Annotated in this window: 22 protein-coding genes; 11 read left to right on the plus strand and 11 right to left on the minus strand. The window is 71.8% G+C overall.

Annotated features, from left to right (window positions below):
* Positions 1-6: 6 nt before the first annotated feature.
* Positions 7-1,695, plus strand: coding sequence for a carbohydrate-binding protein (locus ACFY36_RS16310; protein WP_499746766.1), 1,689 nt, complete (start codon positions 7-9; stop codon positions 1,693-1,695).
* Between the two features lie 1,298 nt (positions 1,696-2,993).
* Here ACFY36_RS16310 and ACFY36_RS16315 read toward each other — a convergent pair.
* A complete protein-coding gene (locus ACFY36_RS16315; protein ID WP_499746767.1) occupies positions 2,994-4,355 on the minus strand; it encodes a TrpB-like pyridoxal phosphate-dependent enzyme in 1,362 nt (453 codons plus the stop codon).
* Positions 4,356-4,832: 477 nt separating this feature from the next.
* Between ACFY36_RS16315 and ACFY36_RS16320 the strand changes: the two genes are divergently transcribed.
* The 4 genes from ACFY36_RS16320 to ACFY36_RS16335 are packed head-to-tail and all read left to right on the plus strand — an operon-like array spanning position 4,833 to position 9,319.
* Positions 4,833-5,288 (plus strand): DUF6082 family protein, encoded by a 456-nt coding sequence (locus ACFY36_RS16320; RefSeq protein WP_499746768.1) that lies wholly within the window; start codon positions 4,833-4,835, stop codon positions 5,286-5,288.
* A 4-nt stretch (positions 5,289-5,292) separates the two neighbouring features.
* Positions 5,293-5,619 (plus strand): effector-associated constant component EACC1, encoded by a 327-nt coding sequence (locus ACFY36_RS16325; protein ID WP_499746769.1) that lies wholly within the window; start codon positions 5,293-5,295, stop codon positions 5,617-5,619.
* Positions 5,616-8,603, plus strand: a complete 2,988-nt coding sequence (locus ACFY36_RS16330) for a caspase, EACC1-associated type (protein WP_499746770.1) — start codon at positions 5,616-5,618, stop codon at positions 8,601-8,603. Before ACFY36_RS16325 ends, ACFY36_RS16330 begins: the two co-directional genes overlap by 4 nt.
* A 44-nt stretch (positions 8,604-8,647) precedes the next feature.
* The gene (locus tag ACFY36_RS16335; RefSeq protein ID WP_499746771.1) at positions 8,648-9,319 is read left to right on the plus strand and encodes a carbonic anhydrase; all 672 of its coding nucleotides are present in this window, start codon (positions 8,648-8,650) and stop codon (positions 9,317-9,319) included.
* On the opposite strand, the gene ACFY36_RS16340 is transcribed toward ACFY36_RS16335, so the two are convergent.
* Entirely contained in the window at positions 9,303-9,668 is a 366-nt protein-coding gene (locus ACFY36_RS16340; RefSeq protein ID WP_498687035.1) for a winged helix-turn-helix transcriptional regulator, read from the minus strand. The genes ACFY36_RS16335 and ACFY36_RS16340 overlap by 17 nt on opposite strands.
* 74 nt (positions 9,669-9,742) lie before the next feature.
* Between ACFY36_RS16340 and ACFY36_RS16345 the strand changes: the two genes are divergently transcribed.
* The gene (locus tag ACFY36_RS16345; protein WP_499746772.1) at positions 9,743-10,711 is read left to right on the plus strand and encodes a zinc-binding alcohol dehydrogenase family protein; all 969 of its coding nucleotides are present in this window, start codon (positions 9,743-9,745) and stop codon (positions 10,709-10,711) included.
* Here the strand turns inward: ACFY36_RS16345 and ACFY36_RS16350 are convergent.
* The 7 genes from ACFY36_RS16350 to ACFY36_RS16380 all read right to left on the minus strand — a co-directional run bounded on the left by ACFY36_RS16350 (position 10,695) and on the right by ACFY36_RS16380 (position 18,356).
* Positions 10,695-11,486, minus strand: a complete 792-nt coding sequence (locus tag ACFY36_RS16350; RefSeq protein WP_499746773.1) for a hypothetical protein — start codon at positions 11,484-11,486, stop codon at positions 10,695-10,697. The two genes, ACFY36_RS16345 and ACFY36_RS16350, sit on opposite strands and share 17 nt — an antisense overlap.
* Before the next feature lie 21 nt (positions 11,487-11,507).
* Positions 11,508-12,716, minus strand: a complete 1,209-nt coding sequence (locus ACFY36_RS16355; protein WP_499746774.1) for an MFS transporter — start codon at positions 12,714-12,716, stop codon at positions 11,508-11,510.
* Positions 12,717-12,799: 83 nt separating this feature from the next.
* Positions 12,800-14,716 (minus strand): TPM domain-containing protein, encoded by a 1,917-nt coding sequence (locus ACFY36_RS16360; protein ID WP_499746775.1) that lies wholly within the window; start codon positions 14,714-14,716, stop codon positions 12,800-12,802.
* A 9-nt stretch (positions 14,717-14,725) separates the two neighbouring features.
* A complete protein-coding gene (locus ACFY36_RS16365; protein ID WP_499746776.1) occupies positions 14,726-15,307 on the minus strand; it encodes a hypothetical protein in 582 nt (193 codons plus the stop codon).
* The gene (locus tag ACFY36_RS16370) at positions 15,304-15,837 is read right to left on the minus strand and encodes an RNA polymerase sigma factor (RefSeq protein WP_499746777.1); all 534 of its coding nucleotides are present in this window, start codon (positions 15,835-15,837) and stop codon (positions 15,304-15,306) included. The genes ACFY36_RS16365 and ACFY36_RS16370 overlap by 4 nt, the downstream gene beginning before the upstream one ends.
* Positions 15,838-15,878: 41 nt before the next feature.
* Positions 15,879-17,909, minus strand: a complete 2,031-nt coding sequence (locus ACFY36_RS16375) for an NACHT domain-containing protein (protein ID WP_499746778.1) — start codon at positions 17,907-17,909, stop codon at positions 15,879-15,881.
* A gap of 48 nt (positions 17,910-17,957) precedes the next feature.
* A complete protein-coding gene (locus tag ACFY36_RS16380) occupies positions 17,958-18,356 on the minus strand; it encodes an MmcQ/YjbR family DNA-binding protein (RefSeq protein ID WP_499746779.1) in 399 nt (132 codons plus the stop codon).
* Positions 18,357-18,493: 137 nt separating this feature from the next.
* On the opposite strand from ACFY36_RS16380, the gene ACFY36_RS16385 reads away from it, so the two are divergent.
* On the plus strand, positions 18,494-19,153 hold the full coding sequence (locus tag ACFY36_RS16385) for a hypothetical protein (RefSeq protein WP_499746780.1): 660 nt from the start codon (positions 18,494-18,496) through the stop codon (positions 19,151-19,153).
* 2 nt (positions 19,154-19,155) lie between these two features.
* Here ACFY36_RS16385 and ACFY36_RS16390 read toward each other — a convergent pair whose 3' ends face one another.
* Positions 19,156-19,608 carry a hypothetical protein gene (locus tag ACFY36_RS16390; protein WP_499746781.1) on the minus strand — a complete coding sequence of 151 codons (453 nt, stop codon included), beginning with the start codon at positions 19,606-19,608 and terminating at the stop codon, positions 19,156-19,158.
* Positions 19,609-19,845: 237 nt separating this feature from the next.
* Here ACFY36_RS16390 and ACFY36_RS16395 point away from each other — a divergent pair, with 237 nt between their 5' ends.
* The gene (locus ACFY36_RS16395) at positions 19,846-20,448 is read left to right on the plus strand and encodes a response regulator (protein WP_499746782.1); all 603 of its coding nucleotides are present in this window, start codon (positions 19,846-19,848) and stop codon (positions 20,446-20,448) included.
* 96 nt (positions 20,449-20,544) lie between these two features.
* Entirely contained in the window at positions 20,545-21,387 is an 843-nt protein-coding gene (locus ACFY36_RS16400; protein ID WP_499746783.1) for an SGNH/GDSL hydrolase family protein, read from the plus strand.
* Here ACFY36_RS16400 and ACFY36_RS16405 read toward each other — a convergent pair.
* Entirely contained in the window at positions 21,377-22,594 is a 1,218-nt protein-coding gene (locus ACFY36_RS16405; RefSeq protein WP_499746784.1) for an alpha/beta fold hydrolase, read from the minus strand. The two genes, ACFY36_RS16400 and ACFY36_RS16405, sit on opposite strands and share 11 nt — an antisense overlap.
* A gap of 85 nt (positions 22,595-22,679) precedes the next feature.
* Here ACFY36_RS16405 and ACFY36_RS16410 point away from each other — a divergent pair, with 85 nt between their 5' ends.
* The gene (locus ACFY36_RS16410; protein ID WP_499746785.1) at positions 22,680-23,489 is read left to right on the plus strand and encodes an ABC transporter ATP-binding protein; all 810 of its coding nucleotides are present in this window, start codon (positions 22,680-22,682) and stop codon (positions 23,487-23,489) included.
* A gap of 22 nt (positions 23,490-23,511) precedes the next feature.
* Positions 23,512-24,498: an ABC transporter substrate-binding protein gene (locus tag ACFY36_RS16415; protein WP_499746786.1), complete on the plus strand. Its 987-nt coding sequence runs from the start codon at positions 23,512-23,514 to the stop codon at positions 24,496-24,498.
* Position 24,499 lies beyond the last annotated feature (1 nt).

The raw sequence follows: 24,499 nt of genomic DNA on the forward strand, positions 1-24,499 counted from the left end.
GAAACCGTGCGCTACCGAAGAACCGCCGTGACCCTCGCCGTCCTGGCCCTGCTCACCCCGGCCGCACCCGCCCTCGCGGCCGGCAACACGCTGACCGTCAACGTCGGCACGCCCGTCCGGCCGGTCACCCACGTGGCCTCCGGCGGCCTGTACGCCGTCGACACCGGCAGCAAGCCCCCGCTGAACCTGATGTACCCGCTCAAGATGAACCACCTGACCCAGCCCCCGCCCGGCACCCAGCAGCTCGGCAACGGCGCCACCACCCCGTGCTGCGACGGCCTGCTGGTCGCGGGCAAGGTGACCGGCGCCGGCGCCCAGCAGTTCCTGCGCCTGCCCGACATCTACCCCAACTTCCCGTACCGCTGGGTGAGCTGGGCCGACTGGGAGTCGAAGGTCCGCACCATGGTGCAGGCCCGGCTGGCCGCGACCGGCACCACCAACATCGACGGCTACGAGCTGTGGAACGAACCCGACTGGACGTGGAACACGGCGTCGGCCGGCACGTTCGCGGCCGGCTGGACCCGCACCCACCGGCTGATCCGCTCGCTGGACGCGGTCACCCCGATCGTCGGCCCGAGCCACTCGATCTACAACCACACCTGGATGGCCGACTTCCTGACCAACGCGCGGAACACGAACACGCTGCCCGACGTGATCGTCTGGCACGAGCTCGACAACGACAGCTACCTCAACCTCCAGGCCCACATCGCCGACTACCGGGCCATCGAGCAGTCCCTGGGCATCTCCCCACGGCCCATCTCGATCAACGAGTACGCCTCGCCGTCGCAAGTGGACATCCCCAGCGTGGCCGTGCACTACATGGCCGTCTTCGAAAGGCACGGCGTACGCAGCGCCGAGCGCGCCTACTGGTACGAGGCGGGCACGCTCAACGGCCTGCTGCACAACAACGCGCCGACCTCCTCCTACTGGACCTACAAGTGGTACGGCGACATGTCGGGCACCATCGTCCAGACGGTGCCCGGCTCATGGCTGGAGGGCGTGGCGTCGTACGACAGCAGCCGTAAGACGGTGAATGTCGTCTTCGGAGGCGACAGCGGCAACAACACCGTGCGGGTGACCGGCCTGGCCGGCCTCGGCTCGCAGGTGCGCGCGACCCTGACCCGCAGCGGAACCACCGGCCGCACCACCAACCAGGGCGCGCCCATCGCGGTGTCGGCGGCGACCTACACGGTCTCCGGCGGCGCCATCAGCGTGCCCGTCACCGGCATGCACGCCTGGGACTCGTACCAGCTGCTCATCACCCCCACTTCGGGCGTGCCCACGTGGCAGCAGAGGTACGAGGCGGAGAACGCCACCGTGGTCAACGCCGCCCGCCTGCCGGCGACATCGGCCTCAAATGGCGGCTACGTGGGCCGCCTGGACGGCGCGGCCGACATGCGCAGCCAGTCGTTCGCCGACTTCATCGTCAACGTGCCGTCCGCCCGCGCGTACACGATGACGATCGGCTACGCCAACGGCACCGGCGCCACCGCGACTCAGGGCCTGGCCTACAACGGCGGCGCGTATTCAACGGTCAGCTACCCACCGACCGCCACCTGGGGCGTCTTCGGCTCGACGGTCACCACCACCGTCACCCTGAACGCCGGTTACAACGTGATCCGCCTCGCGAAGGGCGCCCCGAACTTCGCCGGCGGCACCGGTTTCGCCGAACTCGACTACATCAACCTGTCCTGACCCGCCCGGACCGGCGGCGCAACCTTACGTTGCGCCGCCGCCCGGTCAGCGGCTGTGTCGTCTTGAGGAACGGTCGGCCGGCTTGGCGCCCGTATGAATGTGGCACATTTTCGCTATTACCGCTCCGGCGTCGTCTGCGGGAGAATAACTCATGGGCCGGATACGGGGTCAGATGCAGTTTTTCAACCAGACGCAGATAGCTCAATGGCGTGACCCCACCAAGCGCCGTAACTATTCCGCCGGCGAGGAGGAATTCCGCCGCGACCACCACGAACGCCGGCAACACGGATTGATACAACGCCACACCCGAAAGTGGCGCAGCCTGCACGGCGACACCCCGATGCCGCCCTTGGCGCCACCCCGCCCCTACCGACCACGTCACCGCCGCCCACTCGCCCCGGCAGGCCGGGCCACTCCCGACCCGACCGCCGTCAGCCCGACCGGCGTGCCCACCCCAAACCGGGCCGGCCTCGATCCGGTCACCGCAGGCCCTGTCGGCCCTGATCCGGGCGGTGCAGGCCCGGTCGGCCCTGATCCGGGCGGTGCAGGCTGGGGCGGCGGCCCAGCGAGTCCGGCCGCACCCGCCCACGCTCGTCAAGACCCGGCGACGGCCGCCAAAACCACCCACGCTGAAACTACGACGCCGCCGGCGACCAACGTCGACAGCAGCGCACCCACCGAGTCGGCAACATCCGAGCGGACCTCGACCACACGCCCCCGGCGCGCCGCGAAACACCGCGAACCCGCCCCCACCCGGGCGCGAAAACTCGCTCAAACCACTCGGACCATAATTGTCAGGAGAAACGGAAACAGGCTCCCGGTCCTCTGCGGCTCCCATTCCTGCCACGTAGCGGAAAAGATTCCACGAGGTTTCGAGCCGCCTGCGGAGGGCCGCCGCAATGTGCTACTCGAAACGAACCGACGCGACGGTTGAATCGGCGGCTCCGCCTTGACCGAACGGCGTCGTTCCAGGCTGATGAGCCGCACTCATCTTGGCGGATCCGGGCGCCACAGAAGGGCTGGTACATCACGCCATGTAGTCACTGATACACAGTGGTTCGCCTCAGCGCGAGGCCGGGAGCGTGGCGATGTCGCCGGCTTCGAGCAGGATCCGGGCTGCGGCCCGGGCTCCGACGCCGGGTGTCGAGGTCAGGACCGGGGAGAGAGGGCGAGAATCGAGCATCGCCTCGACCTGTTCGGCCGGCTGGTGTGGACCGGGCGCGGCCCCCCGGGGGGGGGGGGGGCCGGGGGGGGGGGGGGGCCGGGCCGGCGGGGGGGGGGGCCCCGCGGCGGCGTTGTCAGGCCGGGACGGCCGGGAGCTTGGCCATGGCCTGCTTGACGGCGTCGCTGGACAGCTCGTGGTCGACCATCTCGCCGGCCAGGAAGCGGCCGTACGCCGGCAGGTCGAGGTGGCCGTGGCCGCACAGGGCGGTCAGGATCACCTTCTCCTCGCCGGTCTCCTTGCAGCGCAGGGCCTCCTCGACGCAGGCGGCCAGCGCGTGGGTGGGCTCGGGAGCGGGGATGATGCCCTCGCTGCGGGCGAAGGCCACGCCGGCCTCGAAGCACTCGCGCTGGTCCTTGGCCACCGCCTCGATCAGGCCCAGCTCGTAGACGTGGCTGATCAGCGGGGACATGCCGTGGTAGCGCAGGCCGCCCGCGTGGATCGGGTCGGGGATGAAGTCGTGGCCCAGGGTGTGCATCTTCATCAGCGGGGTCATGCCGGCCGTGTCGCCGAAGTCGTACGCGTAGACGCCCTTGGTCAGCGACGGGCAGGCGGCCGGCTCGACGGCGCGGATCACCGGGTCGATGCGGCCGGCCAGTTTCTCGCGCAGGAACGGGAAGGCCAGGCCGGCGAAGTTGGAGCCGCCGCCGGTGCAGCCGACGATCACGTCGGGCACGTCGCCTACTTTGGCCAGTTGCAGCAGCGCCTCCTCGCCGATGACCGTCTGGTGCAGCAGCACGTGGTTGAGCACGCTGCCCAGCGCGTAGTTGGTGTCGGCGTTCTGCGCGGCCACCTCGACCGCCTCGCTGATCGCGATGCCCAGCGAGCCGGGAGAGTCCGGGTCGGCGGCCAGGATCTGGCGGCCGGCCTCGGTGAGTGGGGACGGTGACGGGTGGATGGTCCCGCCGAAGGTCTCGATCATCATTTTGCGGTACGGCTTCTGGTCGTACGACGCCCGCACCTGCCAGATCTCGCACTCGAGACCGAACTGCGCGCTGGCGAAGGCCAGCGCCGTGCCCCACTGGCCGGCGCCGGTCTCGGTGGTCAGGCGGCGGATGCCCGCGGCGGCGTTGTAGAAGGCCTGCGGCACCGCGGTGTTCGGCTTGTGCGAGCCGGCCGGCGACACACCCTCGTACTTGTAATAGATCTTGGCTGGGGTGCCGAGGGCTTTCTCCAGGCGGTGGGCGCGGAACAGCGGGGACGGCCGCCACAGCCGGTAGACGTCGAGCACCTCGTCGGGGATCGGGACGTAGCGTTCGGTGGTCACCTCCTGCTCGATCAGGGCCATCGGGAACAGCGGGGCGAGGTCGCCGGGGCCGACCGGCTGGAGTGTTCCCGGATGCAGCACCGGGGGCGGCGGGCTGGGCAGATCGGGCACGAGGTTGTACCAGTTCCGCGGCATCTCCGATTCGGACAGCAGGATCTTGGTGGCGGTCATGCCCGGATTCTGCCCGTCCGCGCCCGTTCCCATAAGTCATTCACCCAATGTGTTTACAAGGCTACTTTAGGTGAGGTTAACTAGCCTCGAAGGCTACGCCTCGGAAGTCCCATAAGGGCGTTAAGCGCACTTCGCCATTATCCCCGGCTTACGGTTACCGGAACAGACCTCCGGTGCGATCCGGCCCGGGAAAAGGTGTCCGGTCTGTCTACAGTGGATTCCTGGGCGCGGGAGCATGAGCTGCGTGTCGGTCACCCGACAGTGTCCGGTACGCGCACGCTCCGTACACAAACAAGCACTTGACTGCCGAAGGCTAGTCAGGCCGCATGCGACGGACAGGGTGTGCGACTACGCCTTGTGGCGACCTCGATCGCGTGAGAGTTTCCGTCGAGGCCCCCCAGCCGTGACTCGCCGTTCGCGTCAGCCGGAGACCCGGACGACGGGGCCACACGGCGCCCGAACGAACAGAGAGTCGAGATGATCGATCTACCGACAATCGCGTCGATCGCCGCACTGCTCGCCGTGGCGATCTTCCTCGCGGCCCAGCAACAGCAGACCCGCGCCACGCAGATGACCGACATCCGCGAACGGCACTTCGAACTGATCAAACTGATGCTGGATCATCCCGAGCTGGACTACAACGCGACCGGCCGGTCGGCCGGCGACGATCGGATGACGGCCATCGGTATGAGTATCTGGGTCGCGCACTGGAACACGCTGTGGCACATGGGACAGATGGACGAGAAGGCTCTGCGGTTCAATCTCGCCGACCTGTTCGCCAAGCCCGAGGCGCAGAAGTGGTGGGCCGACGTCAGCGACGGCTGGTCGACCAAGGCCAACCGGCGCGAACGCCGGTTCATCGCCATCGTCACCGAGGAGTGCGAGATGGCCACTCGGTCGAGTGTGGGGGTTGCTGTCCGGGCGCACCATTGATCCCATGCTGATCCAGATCACGTCCAGCGACGACCCGAGCCTGCACAGCCTGGCCGAGTGGCTCGAGGCCGACGACTTCGAAGCGTCGCTCGGCGCCTCCGGCACCCGCCCGGGGGCGCAGAGCCCGCTCGACCTGATCGACGTGATCCTCAGCAACGCGACAGCGATCGCCGCGCTGCTGCTCTCGTACCGGCAGTGGCGCACCTCCAAGGACCGCGGCGAGGCCCCGAAGATCACCTTCAAGCAGGGTGACGTCGAGATCACCGCCGAGGACGCCGACGAGGAGACCATCCAGCGGGTCCTCGAGGCCCTGCGCGACGGGCAACGGTGAGACTTCCCGACCCCGCCCGCTCCCGGGCGGTGCTGATCGGCGCGTCGCGCTTCGCCTTCATGGAGGACCTTCCGGCCGTCACCGCCAACCTGGAGCGCCTGGCCGAGCTGCTCGGCGACGAGCGGGTGTGGGGCCTGCCGGCCGAACACGTCGTGGTGGTGCCCGAACCGGCGTCACCGGGCGAGGCCCTCGAGGAGATCCACCGGGCGGCGGCCGCGGCGAGCGACACGCTGCTGGTCTACTACGCCGGCCATGGCCTGCTCGACGACGGCGACGACCTGCTGCTCGCGCTTCCGGGCACGGACACGGCCAAGCCCTTCACAGCGATCCGGTTCGATGACGTACGCCGTCAGGTGCAGCGCCACCACAAGCGGTCGTCCAAAGTGATCATCCTGGACTGCTGCTACAGCGCCCGTGCCATGAGAGGCGGCATGCCCGGGGACGACGCCCTGGCCGACCGGGCCGCCGTCGAGGGCAGCTATCTGCTGGTGGCGGCGGCCGAGACGAAGACCGCGCTGGCCCCGCCCGGCGAGACCTACACCGCGTTCACCGGCGAGCTCGTCAAGATCCTTGAGGAGGGCATCGAGGACGCCCCCGAGCTCATCGCGGTCGACCAGGTCTTCTGGCAGATGCACCGCGAGCTGCTGGCCAAGGGCCGTCCCCGGCCCCAGCAACGGGCCCGCCACGCGGGCGCGACCATCGTGCTCACCCGCAACCGCTGGTCGGCCGAACCGCCGGCCGCTCCCACGCCCGACGACGGCTCCGCCTTCCTCGTCGAATTGCCGGCCTCGCCGGCGGCTCTGATCACCAGCGTCCGGGACGAGCGGGCGGCCGGGCGGGCGGCTCAGGCCGAGCTGCTCCTGCAGGAAGCCGGCCGGCGCAAACCCGACCAGGAGGTGGCCGGCCTGCTGTTGCGGCTGGCCGGGGCGGACGCCCGGCTCGTGCTGCGGGGCGCCTCGGCGCGGCCGTTCGCCGACATCTGGGCGATCCTCGAACTGCTCCGCGAGATGGAGGCCGGGCACCTCGCCGACGATTTCCTGCGGGAGATCGCCGGCGGGGCCGCCGCGCGGACCGTCGAGGTCATCCACGGTCTGCGTGACCGGCCGGGCGCCGGGCACCGGCTGAGCGACCAACTGCTCCAGCAGGCGATCGGTCTCGCCGCCGAGGGCCACCCGGGCCGGGTCATCGATCTCGTGTCGACGCTGTCCGCGCGCGGGCTGCCGGACGCCGCCGACAGCGCCGTCGATCAGGCCCTCAAGCTCCTGAAGGGCCAGGACGCGGCACGGGTCGCCGACACCCTGCGCGAGGCCGGCCGCGACAGCGAGGCGGCCCGGCTGTACGCGGCGGCGATCCCGGCCATCGTCGACCGGGAGCCGGAGCAGCTCGCGGAGATCGCCCGGCACATGAGCCGGCGGCGTCTCGCGGCGCCGGCCGCCGAACTCGCCGTCCGCGCCGCCCGGCGAGCCGCTTCGGCGCCGGTCCGGGCCCGCCTGCTGCTGGCCTTCGCCGGCGACGGCGGGGATCTCGACGAGCCGGGAAGGGCCCTGATCGGCGAGCTGGCCGGCCTGGGAGAGGACGAGCTGGAGCCGATCGCCGCCGAGCTGTGGAGAAACGAGAGCAACGAGGCCGTACGCCTGTACGTCGCCGCCGCGAGGACCGGTTCGGCCGCGCGCCTGATCCGCCTCGTCGAGCACCTCCTCGACCACGGCCGCGTGCGCGACGCGGGCAAGCTGGTCGGCTGGGCCGCCGGCGCCCGCGACGATCACGAGCTCGCCGAGCTGGCGGCCCGGCTGGCCGAGCCGTACCGCGCCGGGCTCCTGCGCAAGCTCATCGACGGCCTCCGCGGTGAGGTTCTGGCCGGCTTCTACCTCCTCGCCCGTGAGCAGGGCGGCGACCTGCCGGCCGCGGTCGAGCGCGCGATCCCGAACCTGCCGGACGACGAGTTCGCCGGCTTCCTCGCGCAACTGTCGGCCCGCGGCGAGGGGCGGCTGGCCGCGGAGTGGCTCGGCTCGCGCCACGACAGCGCCGCCCTGATCGCGAAGTCGGCCTTCCGGACCGACCCCGGCCTGCGGCGCGCCCTCATCCCGGTGCTCACCCGGATTCCGGCCCTGGCCCACTGCGTGATCCTGGTGGTGGCGGCCGAGCTCGCGTCCGGGGACACCCCACCGTGGACCATCGCGAGCCTCCCGCCGCCCGCGATCAGCGCCGTCGTCTCGGCTTTCCACACCTTCGCCAGCCGCGACAACGTGGCTGCCCTCCGGAACCATCTGACCCTGATGCCATCCGGCGACCTCCGCCGTGTCCTCGCGGCCGTGACCCGGCACGGCCCCCCGGCGACGGTCCAGCGCGTCCTGCAGGAGTCGGGCGCCGACGTCACGACGGTCGCGGAGACCCTGGGCGACCTGCCGCCGGACCACCGCGCCGGGCTCATCACCGCCTTTCGGGAACAGCTCACCAAGCACGGCCTGTTCCAGCTCGGCGCTCTCCTCTGGCGGGCCGGCCGGCCCGATGAGGCCCGGCTGGCGCTGGCCGGCCACCTGTTCCTGCCGATCGAGGAGGCCGGCGATCCGGTCGCCGCCGCGATCGCCGAGCATTTGCACCACGTCTCGTTCGGCCACGGCCTGACCGCCCGCTATCCGGTCGGCCGGGATCAGCTGGACGAGCTCGTCGCGCTCGGCCAGCTCGAACCGGGCGAGACCTGCCTGCTGATGCTGCGCTGGAACCTGTTCTCCAAGCGGAACCAGATCGTCTTCACGCCCGCGCAGGCGCGGCACTGGGAACTGGACGCGACTCCCGTCGGCTATCGCGAGCTCGGAACGCTCGGCGACGTCGGCGTCCGGAACAAGCAGCTCACCTTCCGCTCGACCGGCGGCGACCTGCCGTTCCGGGGATGGCAGTTCACCTCGGCCGAGGAGGCCGACGCCGTGGCCGAGCGGTTCCGTGAGGTGCAGCGGATCGTGCGGAGCTTCGTGTCGGACACCTGACGGCCGCCCGCATCGATCATCTTGACTGACTAATGTCGAGGCTCATGGATCTTTCTCGCCGCTCCCTGCTCATCTCGGGAGCCGTCGCCGGCCTGGTCGGCGCTTCCGCCGTACCGGCCTCGGCCGCCACCCACCCCAACGATCCCCTGGAACGGCTGCTGGCCGGCAACCGCCGCTTCGTCGAGGGCCGCGCCCACCACCTGCACCAGAGCCTCGACCGCCTGCACGAGGTGGCGGCCGGTCAGCACCCGTTCGCGGTCACGATCGGCTGCGCCGACTCCCGCGTGCCGCCCGAGGTCCTGTTCGACCAGGGCCTGGGCGACCTGTTCGACAACCGGGTGGCCGGCAACATCGTGGACGACCTGCTGCTGGGCAGCATCGAGTTCGCGGTCGAGGAGTTCGGCTGCCCGCTGATCGTGGTGCTCGGCCACGAGCGCTGCGGCGCCGTCAGCGCCACCGTCGGCGCGATCGAGAGCGGCGGCGCCGCCCCCGGCCACATCGGCGCGATCGTCGACGCGCTGCGCCCCATCGTCGAGCCGCTCGTCGGCGGCCCCGGCGACGTCGTGGAGCGGGGCGTCCGGGCCAACGTGGTGGCACAGGTCGCGGCGCTGACCGCGCGCAGCGAGCTGATCGCCGAGCATGTGGCGGCGGGCGAGCTGCGGGTCGCCGGCGCCCGTTACGACCTGGACACCGGGCGGGTCACGCTGCTCCGGTGAGCGCCGGGAACCGGTCGATGTTGGCCACCGCCCACTGCCGCAGGGCGGCCAGCGGTGCGCACGCGTCCTGCCCGAGAGCCGTGAGCTCGTACTCCACGTGCAGCGGCACGGACGGGTAGACCGTACGGTCGATCAAGCCTTGCTCCTCGAGCCGTCGCAGTGTGGCGGTGAGCACTTTCGGGCTCACGCCGTCGAGGCGGTCCCGCAGCGCTCCGAAGCGCCGCGGGCCGTCCTCGAGGGCGCCCAGCGCGAGGGCGCTCCACTTGTTGGCCAGCAGGTCGAGCAGCTGGCGGCACGGGCAGGACGCGTCGTAGACGTCGTGCTGCCGGGAGCAGGAGTCGGTCGTCACCGGCCCATCGTAGTACCCAAAGGGAACTAAGATCCCTTGCCGGTAACTAGGGCCATCGGCATACCGTCCTGGTCATGAGCGACATGATGCGCGCGGTCGGCTACCGCGACAACGTCCTGGAGGACATCACCCGGCCCGTCCCCGAGCCCGGCGAGCACGACCTGCTGGTGCGGATCGAGGCCGTTTCGGTCAACCCGGTCGACGTCAAGGTGCGCCGCGGCGGCGGCTCCGGCGTGCTCGGCTACGACGCGGCCGGCGTCGTGGCCGGGGTGGGCGCGGCGGTCACGCTCTTCAAACCCGGGGACCAGGTGTGGTACGCCGGGTCGATCGCCCGGCCAGGCACAAATGCGCAGTTCCACGTGGTCGACGAACGGATCGTGGGCCTCAAGCCGGCCTCGCTCGACTTCGCCGAGGCGGCGGCGCTGCCGCTGACCGCCCTGACCGCGTGGGAGGCGCTGTTCGACCGGCTGCGCCTGACCGCGGCCGGCACCGGCTCGATCCTGGTGCTGGGCGCGGCCGGCGGCGTCGGCTCGATCCTGGTCCAGTTGGCCCGGAAACTGACGGACCTCGAGGTCATCGGTACGGCGTCACGGCCCGACTCCGAGAAGTACGTCCTCGACCGCGGCGCCCACCGGGTGGTCGACCACCACGGCGACCTGCGCAAGGCCCTGCCCGGCGGCGTCGACTACGTCTTCAGCCCGCACTCCGCCGGCATGATCGAGACGTTCGCCGACATCGTCCACCCGTACGGCGCGATCGTCGCCATCGACGAGCCCGACGGCCTGGATCTGCTGCCGCTGAAATCGAAGAGCATCGCCTGGCACTGGGAGCTGATGTTCACCCGGGCGCTGTACGACCCCACCAGCCGCGCCCAGCACGACATCCTGAGCCGGGTGGCCGAACTGGTCGACGAGGGCGTCCTGCACACCACCATGACCAGGCGCATCGAGGGCATCGACGCCGCGGGCCTGCGCGAGGCCCACGCCATCGTCGAGGCGGGATCCGCCATCGGCAAGACGGTCGTGGTCAGCCGCCCCGAGTGAGGCGGCGGACGGTGCGGTAGACGACCACGCTCAGCCCGGCCGTCGTCGCCAAGCTGGCCAGCATGCCGGAGACCGCATCGGAGGCTTCGTCGTGGCCGGTGATCAGCAAGGCGAGGAGGATCAGTGTGAGGAAGGCGGACAGCAACGTGATCGGAACCAGGAGGACCAGGCCGGCGATGGTGGCCACGCGTTCACCGGCGGAAAGCCGCCGGGTCCGCGCGGGCCTCCAGCCGGGACCCGGCCCGGGGCTCGGCGCGACCGGCCACGCCGGACCGGCCGAAGGCGCGACCGCGGCGGTCAGGGCGGGACGGAAGCGGGCCACGGCGGGCAGGATCTCGGCGTGGGCCTCGTCCGTCAACTCCCGCGCGAGGACGAGCGGGGTGCCGTACTTGGCGATGCCCTTCCGGCTTCCGGCCCGCGACCACGGCCGCATCTGGCGCAGCGTGGCCGGCACGTCCTTCGGCACAATCAGGACCACGGGATGGCCCTGCCCGGGCGCCTCGGTGACGTAGTCGATGTCGGCCCAGGAAAGACGGACACCGGCCAGCGCCAGCCGCATGCCCTCCTCGTCCACTCTGAGCACCGGCACCCGGAACACCGAAAGCAGGATCGGCACGGCGAGCAGAGCCAGGCCGGCGCCGCCGACGGCGAGCCAGGCCGGCCCGATGGCGCCGGCGACCGGGGGCAGGACGGTGCTGAGCAAGCCCACCACGGCCGCCCGGGCGAGCAGTGTCATGCGGGCGCGGCCGAGCCGGAACCGGACGATCAGAGGCACGGCGGGAGCATACGGTGTTGATCATGGCGTTATGCGACCGGTGCTCGCGCTGGGGATCGCTTGCCGGTCGCCGTGCCGCGCGCGGCGGGCGGTGACGGCCAGGACGGTCAGCGCGGCCAGCACCAGCAGGCCGCCGATCAGTGCCAGCGGCCTCGCGCCCGCGATGGGCAGCACCGCGCCGCCGAGCAGCGAGCCACCGGCGATGCCCACATTGAACGCCGTGCTCAGCCAGGCCGACGCCATGTCCGTGCTGGCCGGCGCCACCTGCAACATCCGGTGCTGCGCGGCGGCCGGATAGGCGGAGTAGCCACCACCGGTGGCGGCGATCAGCGCGATCGCGGCCACCGGCACCGCGCCCAGGGGATAGAGGGCCAGCAGGGCGAACGACACCACGGCCAGGGGCACCAGCCGGGCCGCGACCGGCCGGCGGTCCAGGAAATGCCCGACGATCATCGTGCCGGCCACGCCGGCCGCGCCCGAGGCGAACAGCACCGGCGCCAGCGCGCCCGGCGTCACACCGGTGACGTCGAGCAGGAACGGGGTGACGTACGTGGTGAAGGTCAGATAGCCGCACACCCCGAGCGTGGTGGCCACCACCAGCCACCGGAAGGCGGACCGGTCCGGCGCGCTGCCCCGGGCCGCGCCGCCGGCCTGCGGCGGATAGGACGGCACCAGCGCGACCACCGCCACCGTGACCGCCACCCCGACCACCGCGACGGCCACGAACGCGGCCCGCCAGCCGGCCTGCTGCCCCAGCCAGGTGCCGGCCGGCACGCCGATCACCGGGGCCAGCGCCGTCCCGACCGAGAACACCGCCACCACCCGGCCCCGGGCCGAGGGCGGGAACGGGTCGTTGACCGCGGCCGCGGCGATCGACCAGAACAGCGCCTGGCACAGCCCGATCAGCAGGCGCGACCCGGCCAGCACCGCGAACGACGGGGCGAACGCGGCGATCAGGTTGGCCACGGCGAACAGCCCGAGGGTCACGCCGAGCAGGGTTCGGCGCGGAATCCGGCGGGTGAGACGGGTCAGCGGCACCGAGAACAGCACCACCACGGCCGCGTACCAGGTGACCAGATGACCGACCTCGGACCGCGACCGGTCCAGGTCGTCGGCCATCAGGGTGAGCAGCCCGATCGGCAGCAGCTCGGTGGTGACGAACGCGAGCGCGGCCAGCGACAGCGCGACGACGGCGGCCCAGGCCCGTCGGTTCGCGGCAGGTGGTGCCATGGATCATCCTCTCCAGCGTGCGGACACGCACGACTGGCAGATCATGTCAGGCCGCCGGCGGGATCGCGCTGAACGTCACCCGCTCAGAAGCGGCCGCCGCCTCCGCGGCGCCCGCCGCCACCGGACCGTCCACCTCCGCCCGAGTGGCGGCTGCTTCCTCCGAAGCCGCCAGAGCGGCCGCCGCCCCGGGCCGCGTTGGAGAGGATGCCGCCGAGGACGGCGCCGGCGAACGCGCCGGCGTCGAAGCCGCCGGGCTGACGATATCCGCCACCGCCGCCCCAGCCCTGCACGTCGACCCGGGCCGCCTGGCCGGCGCGGGAGGCCAGCTGGTGTGCCTGCTGGGCCTCGGTCAGGGCGCGCACCGGATCGGCCGCGGCCAGGCTCTCGGCCAGGGCCAGGTGGCGCTGGGCCTCGGAGAGGGCGGCGCGGGCGTTGTAGTCGATGGCGCCGCGGCGGGTGGTGATGAAGTCGTTGGCCGCGAAGACCTCGGCCCGGGCCACCGGCAGGGCCTGGGCCAGCATGCTGCGGGCGTGCGCGCCGCGCTCGGCCGCGTCGCGGGCGGCGGCCAGCGCGGCGTCCAGGGCGGCGTCGGCCGCCTGCAGCCGGGCGACGGCGCCGACCGGGTCGGGGCGGTCGGCGGCCAGGGCGGCCCGGACCTCGGCCAGCACCTGCTCGCCGCCGGTGACGGCGGCGGCCAGGCCCGGTGGCACCTCTCCCCCGCCGCTCAGCGCGGCCCGGCCGGCGGCGGTCTCGGCGGTCACCTCGGCCAGCAGGCCGTCGGCCGCGGAGCGGGCGGCGGGGAGCTCGGCGGCGGCCCGCTCGATCGCGCTCACCAGGTGAGCCGCCTGGTCCACGGCCTGTTCCGAAGCCCGTACGGCAAGCGCCGCCTCGGGGTTCTTGCCTGCCGACAGCGCCTCGCGGGCCTGGCGCAGCGAGTCGGCGGCGTAGGTGAGACGCTCGCGGATCTGGCCGGCGTTGCCGGTGACGGCGGTGACCGCGCCGCCGGAGAAGCGGGACAGCAGGTCCTGGACGGTGGCCTCGGCGCCGGGCAGCGCGGCCTCGACCTGGGCGCGGCGGCGATCGACCTCCTCGGCCACCTCGGCCGCGCGGGACTCGAGGTCACGCAGCCGGTCGAAGGCGTCGGACTCGGCGTCCAGGCGTTTGTCGGCGGCCTCGCACAGCTCGATGATGCGGGTCAGCTGGGCGCGCTCGCCGGGGGCCGGTGTCTCGTCGAGGGTCATCCGCAGCTGGAAGGCCTCGCCGACGTTGCGGCGGGCCTCGTCGAGGGCGGACCGGAACTGCCCGGTGGCCTCCTCGCCGTACTGCGCGGTGGCCAGCTCCAGCTCACGTTCGCTGGCCCGCAGGTCGTCGTCGAGCTCGACCAGCAGCGCGTTGGCCCGGCTCGACAGGTCGGCCACGGTCGGGCCTTCGGGCGCCGGCGGGGCGGCGGCCCGGCGGTGACGGCGGCGCAGCCAGACCCAGGCCAGCCCGGCCACGACGACGAGCAGCACGATGAGCACGGCCCAGACGAGGCCGCTGCTGCCGGAGGCCGCGTCCTGATATCCCTGGGCGGCGGCGACCACGGCGCCGGACCAGTCGCCCCGCTTGAGGGCGGGCTCGATGTCCTTCTCGGCGACCTCGGCCTGCTCCTTGCTGGAAATCCGCGAGTCGTCGGGGAACAAGTAGTAGTACGACCGGTCCTCCACCGCGATGGCCAGCAGCGCGTCACGGTCGCCGAGGTCGCTGAGCCGGGCCGTCTCGTCGGTCCAGCTCTGGGCGGGCGTGCCGTCGAACGAGTCGACGAGCACCACCCAGAGCTGGATGCCGGTCTCGTCCTGCAGTTCCTGGAGCGCGTTGTCGGCCGGCGCCCGGTTGTCGATCCAGCCGGAGGCGTCGGTGACCTGCGTGGCGAGCCGCTGGGGGGCCTCGGCGCGGGCCGGCGGCGCCACGACCAGGACGGTCAGGAGGGCGATCAGGAACGGGACGGCACGGCGTGGCATGCCTCCAACTTATGCGAACGCGCGGTCGTACAGCCCCTGGAGGCCCTCGGCGTCCGCCTCGCCGCTGTAGCCGCAGATCAGCATGCTGCCCTGCGAGGAGGCGACCAGATATTTCCCGCCGTTCTCGAACTTGCCGCTGCCCATCATCTGCTCGGTGGAATCGCCGGCCTGCGCGATCTGGACCTGCCCGGCGGCCGAGCCCCGGTAGACGTGGGTGACGTCGAGGGTGACGGTGGCGCCCTCGACGGCGCTGACGGTGCCGGCGAAGGCGAAGTCGGCGCGCTCGGCGAGGACCTCGGCGGTCGGTTCGACGCATTTCGCCTGTACGCCCGGGGCGGTCAACTGCACGGTCCGAAGCTCCTGGGTGGTCACGGTCGGTGTCTCCTCGGGTCGCAGCGTCAGCCAGCCGATGCCGGCGGCCACCAGCACGAGAGCCGCCGCGGCCAGGGCGATCAGGGGACGGCGGCGGGTCGCCTGAGGCGGTGCGGTGGTCATGATGTCCTCCAGCGGAAAACGTTCCGGGGAGGCCGGCGCGAGATCGCGGGCCGGATCGGCGCGGCGCAGTCGCGCCCGCAGGTCGTCGTCGGTCATGGCCGGCTCCCCTCTGTCTCCCCCTCATGTCCGGCGGCGGCCCCGGTCTTTCGCAACTCGTCGCGCAGTCTCTGCTTGGCCCGGTGAAGCCGGATGGAGGCGGCGTTGGCCGAGACGCCGAGCACGACACCGATCTGCGGGGGCGTGAGATCCTCCCAGGCCCACAGGCGCAGCAGCTCGGCGTCGGCCCCGCGAAGAGCGGCCATGGCCACGTCGAGCTCGTCGTCACGCGGTTCGGGCCCGGCGATCGCCGCCGGCGGCGGATCGATGGTGGCGATCCGGGCGAACAGCCGGGCCTGCCGGCGCCGGCTCCGGTCGGCGTTGGCCAGGCAGTGGCGGGCCACCCCGTACGCCCAGGGCAGGTGATCCTCGGGCATCTCGTCGAGCCGCCGCCAGCACACCAGCAGCGTCTCGGACAGCACGTCGTCCGCGGTGGCGGGGTCGGTGCGCCGCGCCAGATAGCGCCGCACCGCGTCGATCACCGCGGGGGCCAGGGCCTCGAACCGGGCCCGGCGCCCCTCCACGTTCACAGGGTCCACCCTCACACATGTCCGGGAGCCCCCGGCCCCTTTCAAGATCGCCAAATCTTCCCACGCCCTCGTCCGCCCGCGAGCCAGTCGCCGACGAACCGGTGCCGGAATTCGTAGGTGGCCCCGGCCTGGCGCAGAATCCCGTTCTCGTGGCAGTGACGCAGGAACGCCATCAGCCGCCACGGCAGCCGGCCCCGAGCAGCCAGCCAGAGGCACGCGAGCCGAAACCGCCACCAGGTCGAGCGCGCCACGACGGCCACCGCAGCCATGAGACCGAGGATCATCGCGACCGCGACCACGTCTCCCGGCGGCGACTCCGACGCGAGGAACACCCACGTGAGCGAAGCAATCAGTGTGCCGGTGACCAGCCCCACCAGCGGGGCCAGGGCCGCCGTCCGGAGCCGTTCGGCGCGGAGCGCGCCATCCGGCGTGGTCGGGCTTGTCACCAACAAGGGATTGCTGAGCCAGTCCTCGACACCGGCGACCAGCGTGACGGCGACACCGACGGTCAGGCCGAACACCAGGCCCACCAGAACGGCGCCCAGCAGGTTCACGGCGAGCCACACCACGACCCCGGCCGCCACCCCGGACAAGAGGCAGGCGGCCAGCCCGTCCGGGGCATGGCGGGCGAGTTCGGTCGGCAGAAGCGGCCAACGGCCCCGGAAAGCGATATAGGTGAGCCTCGGCGCGCCTCTCAGCCGATACGCGAACAGTGCGATGACGCCGTAGACGACGGCGGCGCGAACGAGGCCGGCGCCGGGATCGATCGGCGTTCCGGTGAGCAACCCGATCACGGCTTGGAAGACGACGTCCACTGCCACTGCCGCCGCGGCGACCACCATCAGCGTCATCAGATAGAGCGACCAGGCCGGAACCTCGTCAGCAAGCCGCCACCAGGCGAAACGCACGGTGTTGCGGCGCGCCAGCCAGCAGAGCCACCTCTTGGCGTCGTCGACGTCATACCGGCGGCGACGCGTGTTCGCCGTCCGGTCGCGACCGGCGAACGCCGACTTCAGGAACGTTTCCAGAAGCTCGTCCTGAACGGCCTCACGGTCCGCTGTCGCCATGCGCAGCAGGGTGGTCGGGGCCGTCGGCTCGTCCCGGTAGGTCGTCCGCGCGAGATCCAGTATGAAGGGATTGCCGAGCGCCCCCTCAAGCGGCGTCTCCGGCGCCGCCCGCAATGTGGAGAAGAAGCGCCCCCACTCGGGGCCGGAGGCCGGCACATGGCGCTCGAAGGCGGCGACGACACCGCCCGGGCGAACCGGCTCGAGGCGGATCCTGACGTCATCGCCGCGGATGGTCCCGGTCCGCAGCGCCGTGAAGGCGTTCGTCTGACATGTCACGACCACCCGTTCCGAGCCCTCGAAGGTGGCGTCGATCTCGGCCCAGGCCCGGTCACGCAGTGACGCCGCCATCTCGTCGAGCCCGTCGAGCACGGGGAGAACGCGCCGGAACTCCACCAGGTCGTGAAGCACGGTAGGGCCGTACTGGTCCTCGGCCACCAGAGGGTGCACCTCGCCGATCTCGGCGGCGATCCAATCGCCGAGCGGAGCCGACGCCGGATTCCAGCCGGCCAGGGACAGGACCACGGGAACGGGCCCGTCGTCGTCCAGGATCGCCATCGCGAGTTTGGCGGCCAGAGTCGACTTGCCCGACCCCGGCCCACCCACGATGACGATCCGCCCCCACTCCGAGCGGCCGAGACGAGTCAGAGCCATGGAGCCGGAGCGAAGGTCTGTACCGTCGTCCACCCGCCAGGGCACCTCGATGCTGTCCCGCTCGCCGGCCCCAGCGGACTTCAGGCGCTCGCGCCAGTGGGCCTTGACCAGTGCCCGCAGTTTCCGGCAAGCCGAGTCCAGCTGTTCCGGAGTGGAGGAACGAGCTTCCTTGCGGTCCCGTACGACCTGCATCATCAAGGAGGCCAGCCCGATCGCCACGGCGGCGATCGACGCTTCCCAGCCGGCATATTCGATGCTTCGATGAGCGAGGCCCAGGCCGATCGGCACCACGACGGCGACGACGCTGCAGGCGATGAGCACCCAGCGCCAGACCCGCCGGGACCCGCGACGCACAGCCAGGCAGTGCCCCCGTTGTTCGCCGGTGAAACTCAGTTCGCGCGGTCAGGGGCCGGTGAGGCGGGTGGCCAGGAACTTCGGGGCCATCTCGCGGTAGCTGTCGGTCAGTAGTTCGGTGATCTCGGTCCAGTCCGTGTGGGGGCCGAGGACGGCGGTGGCCACGTTTGTGCCCCACGCCGCGCGGAAGAACGGGAAACCGGGGGTGGTCAGGCCCAGCAGGTCGACGGCGGGTACCCGGAACGTCATCACCGTCGGGGACTCGCCGTAGCGCGCGTACTGCGGATGCCGGGCGGGGTCCGGCGTGTAGACGTGGGCGACCGTTCGGGCGCGGATCCGCCAGCGGACGCCGATCCAGGCCGGTTCCTCGTACGTCTCGGGCAGCGCCCGGCAGATCGGCCGCAGCCGCTCGAGGATCTCCGCTGGCACGTCTCCGGGGGCCGACATGGCCCGAGCGTAGCGGCCGCTACGTGCCGTGGCCGCGTTGGCACGTATCCGTGATTCGCCGTTCTCCCGGAGCCGCGATGCTGACTGGGCCGCGCGTCACCGCCGAGGGACGCCGGATACGGGGAAGGGAAATTCCGATGCGCCGTCTCGTCCAGATCGCCGGAGCGACCACTCTGGTCGCTCTCGCCGCCGCCTGCGGCAACACCACCACCACACCGAACAGCCAGGCCTCACCCACGACGGCCACACCCACGACAACAGCCCCGGCCCCGTCGAGCGCCCCGTCGAGCGCCCCGTCGAGCGCGCCGTCGAGCGCGCCGTCCACCGCGGCGACGAGCGAGGCGCCGGCCGGGCTGACCATCCACCCGGACCACATCGGACCTCTGAAGATCGGGATGAGCCTCAAGGCGGCCAAGGCGACCGGCCTGATCGTCGTCAACGACGGCCAGGACACCGCCGGGGCCGACGCCTGCGTCTCCGCGCACTGGAAGGGGCAGTCGGACGAGGACTGGATGATCTTCAACGGCAAGCACGGGCTGCGGGCGCTCGACTCCTTCGGCGGGCAGAAGACGCCGGAGGGCATCAAGCCGGGCAGCAGCCTGGCCGCCGTGCGCAAGGCCTATCCGCAGCTGACCTGGCGCGCCGACGGGGACGAGACGCCGGCCGCCAAGCGGACCAGCGGCGACGCCCTCGTCGACGTCGTCAAGGGCGACGGCGCCCACTACCGGATCAACGTGCAGAAGAGCAAGGTCGTCTACGTGCAGGTGGAGAGCGACCGCCCGGGCTGCTACGAGTGACCTCAGCGCCGCCCGCGCCCGGCGGCGGTGGACAGGGCGACCAGGAACTGGCCGCCACCGGCGTCGACGGTGGCGGTCACCGGCACCGCCGGCAGCAGGCGGGAGAAGCGGTCGGCCAGCCAGTCGGCCGTCTCCTGGGCGTCCTTCCGGCTCGGGCAGCGGGCCACCAGCTCGCGGCCGCCCTTGCGTTCCAGGCGTTCGGCCACCGCGATCAGCGGGGCCGGCTCGGTGACGTGCAGGCGGTCGGGCCAGGCGATGACCACTTTCACGGCGCCCTTGCGGGTGTTGCAGGCGCGGTGGGCCAGGCGTTCGGGGAGCTTGGCCTTGCGGTCGGCGGTACGGGCGTCGACGCTGGGGCCGCGCGGGTCGTTCACCGACATGTCGCGGTCCACCGGTTCGTCGCACACCCAGCAGCGCCAGCCGTCGCGGGCGGCTACGTCTTCGAGCTGACTCATGGGAACAAAATAGCGGCGTTCCGTCCGCTTCCCGTCGCGGCGGTTCCCGCCGGGCCGCCGTTGGCGTATCAAGGGGAGCGGATGGCTCTCCGAGGACTGCCGTCACTCCGGCGCCCGATCCGCCGTTGTGCGGCTGGTGGCCGAGGTCGATGACGACGGACGGGGGCGGACCGGATGCGTACGGCCGGGGGTTGGGCTGGCTTTCCCGCGGGAGAGGGCGCGGGAGGGACGACGCTGATGGAGCCGATCCGCGCGCTGATCGTGGACGGCCACGCGGCCTTCCGGGAGGGGCTGCGGGCGCTTCTGGAGACGTCCGAGGACATCGAGGTGGCCGACGGCGCCGCCAGCGGTGAGCAGGCGCTGGTGATGGCGCCGCGGCTGCAGCCCGACTTGGTGATGATCGACCTGGCCATGCCGGGGATGGGCGGCGTCGCCGCTACCGAGCGGCTGGTGCGGGCCATGCCGCATGTGCGGGTTCTCGTGCTGAGCATGGCCGAGGACGACGACGCGGTGTTCGCCGCGATGCGGGCGGGCGCCCGCGGCTCCGTGCTCAAGGGCGCCCGCAAGGCCGAGCTGCTTCGGGCCGTACGGGCGGTGGCCGCCGGCCAGGAAGTCTTCGGGGCGGCCCTGGCCGTACGGCTGATCGAGTACTTCTCGGGGCTCGATCGGCGGCCGGAGGCGTTCCCGGAGCTCAGCGACCGCGAGCGGCAGATCCTGGGCCTGGCCGCGCAGCACCTGACCTGCCCGCAGATCGCCGGGCGGCTCGGGCTGAGCGAGAGAACCGTCCGCGATCACGTCTCCGGCATCTTCAGCAAGCTGCGGGCCGCCGGACCAAGCTGACGGCGCGGGAAAGTGCGCGCGGGTCACGGGCCGGGAGGAATGTCCCGGCACTGTAGAGTGGCCACGTCGTCACTCTCTGTGAATCTTGGGGTTGGGATGCGTCGCTGGCACCTTGCCGTGCTCGCCCTGCTCGGTGTGTTCGCGCTGGCCTGCGAGGAGGGCACGGGCGCGGCCGATCCGAAGCCGGCCGGCTCGTCGAAGGGCTATCCGTCGTCGATGGCCGCCCTCGGCGACTCGATCACCGCCGGGTTCGCCAGCTGCTTCGCGCTCGTCGCCTGCGAACGCCGTTCGTGGGCGACCGGCAGCGACTCCGCGGTGGACAGTCACTACCGGCGGATCCGCGACCACAACGCGGCGATCAAGGGAAAGGCCTACAACTTCGCCGAGCCGGGCGCCGAGGCGGCCGACCTCGCGGCCCAGGCCCGCAAGGCGGTCAACACCAAGGTCCAGTACGTGACGATCCTGATCGGCTCGAACGACGCCTGCGCGCCCGGCGTGACCGGCATGACCTCGGCCGCCGCGTTCCGCCAGCGGGTCGACGCCGCTCTGGCCCGGCTCAAGAAGGGGCTGCCGAAGACGCGCGTGCTGATGGTGAGCATTCCCGACCTCTACCGGCTGTGGGAGATCGGGCACGACGACGCGAGGGCCGTGAAGGCGTGGAGCCGCGGCATCTGCCCGTCCCTGCTGGCCCGTCCCACCTCCACGGCCGAGGCCGACGAGGACCGGCGGCGCCAGGTCGCACGGCGCATCGACGCCTACAACGACACGCTCGCGGACGCCTGCCGGGCGTACGGGAAGAAGTGCCGTTGGGACTCCGGCGAGGTGCACAACGTGCGCTTCGACCTCGAGCTCGTCAACCGCATCGACTACTTCCACCCGAGCACCGAGGGACAGGCGAGGCTGGCCGAGGTGAGCTATCCGGGCCGGTTCACCTGGTGAAGGCGGCCATGTCCATGAGGTGGCCGAGCACGTCCTCGCCCGAGGTGCGCAGGCCGTCGTGCTCGTGCTCGTTGGTGATCCAGGTGCGGACGTTGCCGACCGCGGCCGCCGTCTCGAGCGAGAGGCCCATGTCGACGTACATGTCGTCGGCGTAGACGGCCGCGTAGACCGGCACCTCGTTGGCGGCCAGGATCGTGGGGTCGTAGAGCAGCGGCCAGTCGCCGGCGGCGGCCAGTTCCGCGGCCGCCCCGGCGTACGGGCGCAGCGCGCGGATCTGCTCGAACATCCAGGGGTACATCATCTCGCCGGTGAACAGCAGCGGGCCGGCGTCCGCGGCGAACTCCGGCCGTGCCGCGAGAGCGCGGTCGGCGGCCCAGTTCGTGGCGCCGGGCCCCTGGCCGTAGATGTACTCCTGCAGCGCGTACAGCGGCTGGCCGACGAAGCCGGTGAGCTGCATGACCTCGTACCGGAAAGAGTCGGAGAACGCCTCGTCCAGAAGCCAGTGCACCTGGGCGTATCCGTAGCTCATGCCGAACGCGCTGCCCAGCGTCCGGAAGCGCTCGACGGTGAGCCGGTCGCCGTCCGGCAGCCGGACGTCCTCGGCGGCCAGGCGGTCGGCGATCGCGCGGACCTTGGCCCGGTCCTGGGGAAAGGCGCGGTAGTACTCGGCGTTCTTGGCGGCCACGCGCGGATACGTACGGGCGTAGACCTCGTCGGCGGTGGCGGTCAGGCCGGGCAGGCCGCCGGTCACGTACGCCGTGCGGACACCGTGCGGCGCGTGGGACAGATAGGTCATGGTGACGAAGCCGCCGTAGCTCTGGCCGAGCGTGTCCCAGCGCTGCCCGCCGGCGAGGCGGGCCCGCAGGATCTCGCAGTCGGCCACGATGCTGTCGGCCCGGAAGTGCTTCACCGAGCCGGCCATGGACGGGGTCAGCGGGGTGCTGCGGCCGGTGCCGCGCTGGTCGAGCAGCAGCACCCGGTGGGTCTTGACCGCGCGGGCGATCCAGCTGCCCGAACGCAACGGCCGCGGCGACTTGCCGCCCGGCCCGCCCTGGAGGTAGAGCAGCCAGGGCAGGTCGTCGCCGGCCTTGTCGGAGGCCACGACCTCGCGGGCGAAGACCTCGATCGTCCCCTGGCCGGCGTCGCTGTGGTCGAGCGGCACGGTCACGGTGTGGTCGGTGAAGCGGAGCCCCGGGTGCGCGATCATGACGTCACCCTAAACACATACATGATCTTGACTCGTTATGACCCGTGATTCGAGCCGCGCTCGGATTTAGGTTAGCCTCACCTTCATGACCAGGGACGCGGCGCTCACCGGAGCCGATCTGACGCTCGCCTACGACGGCCGGACCGTCGTGCACGGCGCGGGCATCGAGTTGCGTGCCGGCACCGTCGTGGCTCTCGTGGGGCCCAACGGTTCCGGCAAGTCGACGCTGCTGCGCTCGCTCGCGCGGCTGCACACCCCGCAGTCGGGCACCGTGCTGCTCGCCGGCGACGACGCCGCCGGCCTGCGGCCGAAGGACTTCGCCCGCCAGGTCACTCTTCTCACGCAGTCACGGCCCACTCCGGGCGGGGTCTCCGTACGCGACGTGGTCGCCTACGGACGGCACCCCTACCGGGGACGGTTCGGCTCGGGTGACCCCGGCGGACCGGCCCACGTGGACAAGGCGATGGCCATGACCGGCGTGGACGCCATGGCCGACCGCGCCGTGGACGAGCTGTCCGGCGGCGAGCTCCAGCGCGTCTGGCTGGCCACCTGCCTGGCCCAGGACACCGGCGTGGTCCTGCTCGACGAGCCCACCACCTTCCTCGACCTGCGCTATCAGGTCGAGATCCTCGACATCGTCCGCGAGCTCGCCGACGAGCACGACGTCGCGGTCGGCGTGGTGCTGCACGACCTCGACCAGGCGGCCGCGGTCGCCGACCGGGTCGTGCTGATGTGCCAGGGCGTCGTGCGCGCCGACGGCCGCCCGGCCGAGGTGCTCACCGCCGACCTGCTCACCGACATCTACGGCCTGCGCATCGAGGTGACCGTCGGCGACGACGGCCACGTCCGTACGCGACCCATCGGCCGGCACACCAGCCGGTCACTTACCTCCTGAATTCGAAAGGGACGTTTCTCTCATGGCTCTCACTCGCCGAGCTTTCGCCGTTGGCGTAGCCGCGGTTCTCCTCACCGGGGCCTGCGGCACCACCGAGGACCCGGCCGACGAGGCCGCCGCGGCCCCCGCCGTCTCGAGCGGCCCGGTCGACCTGACCGACGAGCGCGGCGCCGTGCACCTCGACGCCCCCGCCAAGAACGTCGTCTCGCTGGAGTGGGGCCTCACCGAGAACCTGGTCGCGCTCGGCGTGAAGCCGGTCGGCCAGGCCGACGTGAAGGGCTACAACAACTGGGACAAGAGCGCCCCGATCGACGCCGGGACCCCCGACGTCGGCCAGCGCGGCGAGCCCAGCCTCGACTCGATCGTGGCGCTCAAGCCCGACCTGGTCGTCACCACCAAGGACCTGCCCGAGAACGTCATCGCCTCGATCGCCAAGCAGGTGCCGGTCCTGACCCTGCGCGGCTCGGACGGCGCCGACCCGATCGGCTACATGCGCAAGACGGTCAACACCCTGGCCCAGGCCACCGGCACCCAGGCCAAGGCCACCGAGCTGCTCTCCGGCTTCGACGCCAAGGTCACCGCGGGCAAGGACGCGCTGGCCAAGGCCAACAAGTCCGGCGCCGCGTTCGCCATGGCCGACGGCTGGGTCGACGCCGGCACCGTGTCGCTGCGCTTCTACACGCCGAACTCGTTCTTCGGCGCCATCGCCAACGAGCTGGGCCTGAAGAACCAGTGGACCACCGGCGGCGACAAGGACTACGGCCTCGCGCAGACCGACGTCGAGGGCCTCACCAAGCTCAAGGACGCGTCGACCACCTTCATCTACGTGGCCAACGACGCCGACGGCGGCGACTTCACCGACTCGCTGAAGACCAACGCGGTGTGGAAGCAGCTCCCGTTCGTCACCGCCAACCAGGTCAAGCGCATCCCGGACGGCATCTGGATGTTCGGCGGCCCCGCCTCGGCGAACGCCTACATCGACGCCCTCACCAGCGCCCTGACCGCCTGAT

This window comes from Actinoplanes sp. NPDC000266 (genome assembly GCF_042899005.1).
Taxonomy (GTDB): domain Bacteria; phylum Actinomycetota; class Actinomycetes; order Mycobacteriales; family Micromonosporaceae; genus Actinoplanes.

Bases quoted from the DNA above. Each gene is read 5' to 3' on its own strand.
- ACFY36_RS16315 (WP_499746767.1), bottom strand. From the start codon at position 4,355: ATGACCGCCACCAAGATCCTGCTGTCCGAATCGGAGATGCCGCGGAAC.
- ACFY36_RS16320 (WP_499746768.1), top strand. From the start codon at position 4,833: ATGATCGATCTACCGACAATCGCGTCGATCGCCGCACTGCTCGCCGTG.
- ACFY36_RS16325 (WP_499746769.1), top strand. From the start codon at position 5,293: ATGCTGATCCAGATCACGTCCAGCGACGACCCGAGCCTGCACAGCCTG.
- ACFY36_RS16335 (WP_499746771.1), top strand. From the start codon at position 8,648: ATGGATCTTTCTCGCCGCTCCCTGCTCATCTCGGGAGCCGTCGCCGGC.
- ACFY36_RS16345 (WP_499746772.1), top strand. From the start codon at position 9,743: ATGAGCGACATGATGCGCGCGGTCGGCTACCGCGACAACGTCCTGGAG.
- ACFY36_RS16355 (WP_499746774.1), bottom strand. From the start codon at position 12,716: ATGGCACCACCTGCCGCGAACCGACGGGCCTGGGCCGCCGTCGTCGCG.
- ACFY36_RS16360 (WP_499746775.1), bottom strand. From the start codon at position 14,716: ATGCCACGCCGTGCCGTCCCGTTCCTGATCGCCCTCCTGACCGTCCTG.
- ACFY36_RS16365 (WP_499746776.1), bottom strand. From the start codon at position 15,307: ATGACCGACGACGACCTGCGGGCGCGACTGCGCCGCGCCGATCCGGCC.
- ACFY36_RS16380 (WP_499746779.1), bottom strand. From the start codon at position 18,356: ATGTCGGCCCCCGGAGACGTGCCAGCGGAGATCCTCGAGCGGCTGCGG.
- ACFY36_RS16385 (WP_499746780.1), top strand. From the start codon at position 18,494: ATGCGCCGTCTCGTCCAGATCGCCGGAGCGACCACTCTGGTCGCTCTC.
- ACFY36_RS16390 (WP_499746781.1), bottom strand. From the start codon at position 19,608: ATGAGTCAGCTCGAAGACGTAGCCGCCCGCGACGGCTGGCGCTGCTGG.
- ACFY36_RS16395 (WP_499746782.1), top strand. From the start codon at position 19,846: ATGGAGCCGATCCGCGCGCTGATCGTGGACGGCCACGCGGCCTTCCGG.
- ACFY36_RS16400 (WP_499746783.1), top strand. From the start codon at position 20,545: ATGCGTCGCTGGCACCTTGCCGTGCTCGCCCTGCTCGGTGTGTTCGCG.
- ACFY36_RS16405 (WP_499746784.1), bottom strand. From the start codon at position 22,594: ATGATCGCGCACCCGGGGCTCCGCTTCACCGACCACACCGTGACCGTG.
- ACFY36_RS16410 (WP_499746785.1), top strand. From the start codon at position 22,680: ATGACCAGGGACGCGGCGCTCACCGGAGCCGATCTGACGCTCGCCTAC.
- ACFY36_RS16415 (WP_499746786.1), top strand. From the start codon at position 23,512: ATGGCTCTCACTCGCCGAGCTTTCGCCGTTGGCGTAGCCGCGGTTCTC.